Consider the following 4,822-nt stretch of genomic DNA (forward strand, 5'->3'; position numbering starts at 1 on the left):
ACCTGGTGTGGGCGATTCTGACGACGATCTTCTGCTGCCTGCCCGCCGGTGTCGTGTCCATCGTGTTCGCCGCTCAGGTGAACTCCAAGTGGAACGCCGGCGACCAGGGCGGGGCCCAGAAGGCGTCCGAGAAGGCGAAGACCTGGGCGATCGTGTCCGCGGTCGCGGGCGTCATCGTCGGCGTCATCTCCTTTGTCGTCCAGCTGTCCATGGCGAGCTGCCGGCTCCTGCATCGATGACGCACGAGCGACGGTCCGCCCAGCTTCAGCCGGGCGGGCCTCTCACCGGGCGGTGGGGCGGGCTCCGCGGCTGCCCCGCGGCCGCGGTGGCGCTACGGCTGCTGCGGCCGGGTGGTGTCCTGCTTCTCACCACCGCGGTCGTGTCCTACATCGCCGCGGTCGACCCGAATGAGAGCGGGCGCTACCCGACCTGCCCGTTCCTGGCACTGACCGGACTTCAGTGCCCGGGCTGCGGCTCCATGCGGACCATCCACGCCCTCGCCCACGGCGACGTCCAGACCGCCCTCGGGCTGAACGTGCTCGTCCTGGCGGCGATACCGGCGCTGGCCTTCTTCTGGTTCCGGTGGGCGAAGGCACGCGCCCGGGACCGGCCGACCCGGACGAAGGCGGCCCGTCCCGCGCTCATCTGGGCCCTGTTCGGCGCCGTCCTGCTCTTCTGGCTGGTGCGCAACCTGCCGTTCGGCTCCTTCCTCGCCGCCTGACGGCGGTTCGGCCGCGCCCGGTTCCGGCGCCGCGAGCGGACTCGGACACGAACCGCCCATCGAGTCACTCCGGATCGGTGAAAGCGGGCGGGCGCTTCTCGAAGTAGGCCTGGACCGCCTCGACCTGGTTGGGCGTGCCGCGAAGTTCGCCCAGCGTCCGGGACTCTTCGATGAACTGGCCGGCCAGATCGACGTCCGCCGCGCGGTTGAGCAGGCGCTTGGCGCCGCGGACGGCGTCGGGGCTCTTGCCGGCGATCTCCCTGGCGAGCTCGGCGGCCTCCGCTCGCGGGTCGGCGGCGGTGCGGGTGGCCAGGCCGATGCGGGCGGCCTCCTCGCCGCTGATCATGCGTCCGGTGAGGGTGAGCTCCTTCGCCACGTCCTCGCCGACGAGACGGATCAAGGCGGCCGTTCCCGTCATGTCGGGCACCAGGCCCCAGCGGATCTCCAGGACCGACAGTTTCGCGTCGGGTGCGACGATCCGGATGTCGGCACCGAGCGCGATCTGCAGCCCGCCGCCGAGGGCGTGGCCGTGGACGGCCGCGATCACGGGCTGCGGCATCTCCCGCCAGGTGTGCACGGCCTGCTGGCCGAGGTTGGTGATGCGTCCGGGCTCCCGTGCGGTGATGTCGAGCGCCAGCCTGCGGAACCGGCTGCTGCCCTCGTCGGGGGCCGCGTCACCGGCCATGGCGGCGAAGTTGGCGAAGTCGAGTCCGGCGCAGAACGCGCGGCCTTCGCCCGACAGGACCACGGCGCGGACGGAGGAGTCCGCGGCGAGCGCGTCCCCGGTCTCGGCGAGCGCCTCGAACGTGGCGATGTCGAGGGCGTTCAGCTTGTCGGGGCGGTTGAGCCGCACGTCGGCGACTCCCTCGTGAACGTGCACGGTCACGCGGTCGGTCATGCCGGCTTCCCGTCTGTCGGCGATCATCTCAGGGCGACGATCCCATGCGCCGCCGTAGCCAGTCGAGGGCGACCTCGCCCTGAGCCTTCTGGAAGTCGCGGAGTGTCGGCAGGCCCGGAGGCGGAGGCTGCCGGCCCTCCCGGACGAGGTATCCCGCCAGCGCGGCGAGGACGGACGTCACCGCGCCGGCGTCGGCCTCACGGGCGAGGGGGTGGGCGGCGAAGACGTCGGCCGGCGGCGGGCCGCCCTGCATGCGGACGCTCGGCAACGTCGTGACCAGTGAGACTTTTCGCGCTACATGGCACCTCGCGGCACCTTGCCCTGGGGTGACGGTTCGGTTTTTCTTCCGAGTTGGCACCGCGTTTTCAGCTGATTTGGCATCTCTGCCGTTCTGACGCGCGCAATGTCCAGGTTGATCGCGCCGATGGATCCGTGATTCGGTCCCGGTGACCGATGCGTGACGGACTGTCTATGACATGTCGGTGCGGGGGCTCGTGGCGTGATCGATCGGACTGGCGTAGATGTGCGGCCTGGCCCGGACCGTGGCGGAGATTCGTTGAGGGTGCCTTCGAACTCGTGCGTCTTGTCGGACCTCCTGGATCCGCGGTATCGCGTGGAGGCCGACGACCGGGGCGTCTTGGACTTGGCCCCTGGCTGGACTCGCCGCTGGGTGATGAGGTGGAAGACCGCTGACGGCGAGCTGGTTTGTGCCGTCCGGGACGCGGCTGAGGTCCCAGTGGAGGTCTGCCGGCCGGTGCGCTCATTCTCCTGGCGGACCGATCAGTCTCACCGCCCGGGTCTCGCGGCGATGGTCAGAACTGGACGGCTGCACGGATTCGAAAGCCTCAACGAGCGCAAGCTGCTGCTCGCTTTGGACTTTCTCGGTGACGTTCAGAACTTGCTCTCCCAGCCGATGACGTTGCGTTTCACGACGAGCCCTACGGGTTCGGCAGCTCACACTCCGGACTTCTTGGTCGTCACCGGCGGCGGGGTCTGGCTGCTGGATGTACGGCCAGCTGGGCTGATCGGAGCCGAGGACCGCGTCAAGTTCGCCGCTACGGCGGAGCTGGCGCTGGCCTGCGGGTGGCAGTACATCGTTGTTGCGGGCTGGTGGTCGCAGGTCCAGGCGACCCTGGACGCTCTGTCGGCTGCGAGGCGCCAGCTCCAGGATCCGCTGGGCTTGCAGGAGCGTCTGCTGGCGGTCGCGCGAAGGGAGCCGTTGCCTTTCGGAGAGTTGGTCGGCCAGGTGCCTTACCCGGCGATCGGCAGAGCTCACGCTGTTCATCTGCTGTGGCGGCGTCGGCTGGGCATGGATCTGCGATTTCCTCTGTCGGATCGCTGTTTGGTGTGGGCCGCGAGCCGGAGCGCCGACCGATGAGCAGCGCCGGCGGGCTTTTGGACCTGTCGCAGGGGAGCAGGCTGGTGCTGGCGGGCGAGGAATGGGAGGTGACCTCGTTCGTGCCTCAGCTCGGGCACGTCCACTTGTGCAGCGACGCGGGCCAGGAGATGCAGACCACGGTTCGCGCGCTGGTGAACCATCCCGATTGTCTGGCCTCGACCAGCGGCAGTACCGTGCCGGCGATCCACCGTGGCCGTCAGCCGGGCGGGCTGGGCGACCTGACCGACCGGCAACGGGAGATCGTCCTGATCCGCTACGCGCACCTGATGGAGGCCGAGACCGGCTTCCGGAGCGGGGACAGGCTTCGAGCCGCACCGGAAGAGCCCAAGCCGTCCTATGACCCGGACCTGACCACGCTGACCGAGCGCCGGACCGCGAAGGTGGCCGAGCTCAAGGCGCTTCCCGAAATGGAGGCCCGGGCGATGGGCCTGCACCTGATCAGTGTCCGGACGCTCATGCGGTGGGCGGTGAACACCCGCCGGTTCGGGCTCGCGGGCTGCATCGATGGCCACTGGCTGCGGCGCACCGGCGACAGGCCGACTGTCACCCCGCAGATCCGAGAGGCGATCTTCGCCGTCCGGGAGGAGTCCCTGCACCGGGCCAGGATGAGCATGAAGTCCAAGGAAGCGCTGATCCATCAATACGTCCGCGAGCGCTTCGAAACCGAGGAGGAGGTGGTGGTCCCTTCGTACTCGACGTTGTGGCGGGTATGGCGGGAGTGGTTCGGTCCAGGCGGCGCACGACAGCGATACGCCGCGAGCGGCGCGCGGCACAAACCGACCGGGCAGCACATCGTGGTGCACCGCCCCGGCCAGGTCGTCGCGCTCGACACCACCGTGCTGCCGGTCCTGGTCCGCGAGAGCGTGTTTGGTGAACCTGTCTCGGTCCATCTGACGCTCGCTCTGGACGTCTACAGCCACTCGATCGTGGCGTTCCGGCTGACCTTGGTGTCGGACACCTCCACGGACGTGGCGATGCTGGTGCGCGATGTGATGATGCCGCTGCCGCTGCGGGAGGGCTGGGGAGACGACATGGAATGGCCCTACCCCGGTGTTCCGGCGACGCTGGTCGCGGAGTTCGTCGGCCACAGGGTGGCGGCTCTGCCGTTTTTCGCCCCGGAGACCATTACCACCGATCACGGTGCCGTCTATAAGAATCACCAGCTCGTGGACGTGCAGCGGGTGATCGGCGCCAACATCCTTCCCGCTCGGGTGCTGCGCCCAACCGACAAGCAGGCGGTCGAGCGGGCCTTCGGGGCCATCCAGAGCCTGCTGTTGGAGAAACTGCCCGGCTACCGGGGAGTTGACGTCGCCGATCGGGGCACCGACCCGGAGGTCGACGCGGTGCTGACGATCGAGCAGATGGAACACCTGATCGCACGCTGGGTCGTGCGGATCTGGCAGAACCGGCAACTCGGCGAGTATGCCCCCGCCTGGGATCCGGGTGGCCGCCACAGCCCGAACAGCCTGATCGCTGCGGCGATGGGCCAGGGCGGCTTCGCCCTGCAGATCCCCAGCCCCGATCTCTACTACGAATTGCTGCGCACGCACACCGTCGGTCTCTACGACGGTCGGGGCGTGAAGATCTGGACCGCCCCGGCGATGCTGGAGGCTCGGGTCGTTGGTTCTCAGCCGGTCTGGGCCGTTGTGCCGCGTGACCGGTGGAACGCTTCCTCGTACTCGCGCGGGGGAATGTTCCCGCAGTAAGAATGTATCCTTTCGGTGTTATACCACGCCACCCATTCCATCGTGGCGATTGTCACGTCCATGACATTGGACCAGCCGCCATGGAAGTCGATGAGTTC

6 protein-coding genes are annotated in these 4,822 nt (G+C 68.7%); 4 read left to right on the top strand and 2 right to left on the bottom strand.

Annotation, left to right across the window (positions count from 1 at the left end; translation table 11 throughout):
- Nucleotides 1-239 (top strand): CD225/dispanin family protein (locus E1281_RS37530; protein ID WP_207943746.1); only part of this gene is annotated, 239 nt, incomplete at its 5' end.
- Nucleotides 236-721, top strand: a complete 486-nt coding sequence (locus tag E1281_RS37535; RefSeq protein WP_165959278.1) for a DUF2752 domain-containing protein — start codon at nt 236-238, stop codon at nt 719-721. The genes E1281_RS37530 and E1281_RS37535, both read left to right, overlap by 4 nt.
- Before the next feature lie 64 nt (nt 722-785).
- On the opposite strand, the gene E1281_RS37540 is transcribed toward E1281_RS37535, so the two are convergent.
- Together E1281_RS37540 and E1281_RS37545 are read right to left on the bottom strand one after the other, a co-directional pair.
- Entirely contained in the window at nt 786-1,619 is an 834-nt protein-coding gene (locus E1281_RS37540; RefSeq protein ID WP_131884457.1) for a crotonase/enoyl-CoA hydratase family protein, read from the bottom strand.
- 28 nt (nt 1,620-1,647) lie between these two features.
- Complete coding sequence (locus E1281_RS37545) at nt 1,648-1,887, bottom strand: hypothetical protein (protein ID WP_131884458.1); 240 nt, start codon at nt 1,885-1,887, stop codon at nt 1,648-1,650.
- Between the two features lie 405 nt (nt 1,888-2,292).
- Here E1281_RS37545 and E1281_RS37550 point away from each other — a divergent pair, with 405 nt between their 5' ends.
- Both E1281_RS37550 and E1281_RS37555 read left to right on the top strand, forming a co-directional pair.
- The gene (locus tag E1281_RS37550; RefSeq protein WP_131884459.1) at nt 2,293-2,997 is read left to right on the top strand and encodes a TnsA-like heteromeric transposase endonuclease subunit; all 705 of its coding nucleotides are present in this window, start codon (nt 2,293-2,295) and stop codon (nt 2,995-2,997) included.
- A complete protein-coding gene (locus tag E1281_RS37555; protein ID WP_131884460.1) occupies nt 2,994-4,724 on the top strand; it encodes a DDE-type integrase/transposase/recombinase in 1,731 nt (576 codons plus the stop codon). Before E1281_RS37550 ends, E1281_RS37555 begins: the two co-directional genes overlap by 4 nt.
- The last annotated feature ends 98 nt before the right edge of the window (nt 4,725-4,822 follow it).

The organism is Actinomadura sp. KC345, from assembly GCF_004348515.1.
Classification (GTDB): Bacteria; Actinomycetota; Actinomycetes; order Streptosporangiales; family Streptosporangiaceae; genus Spirillospora.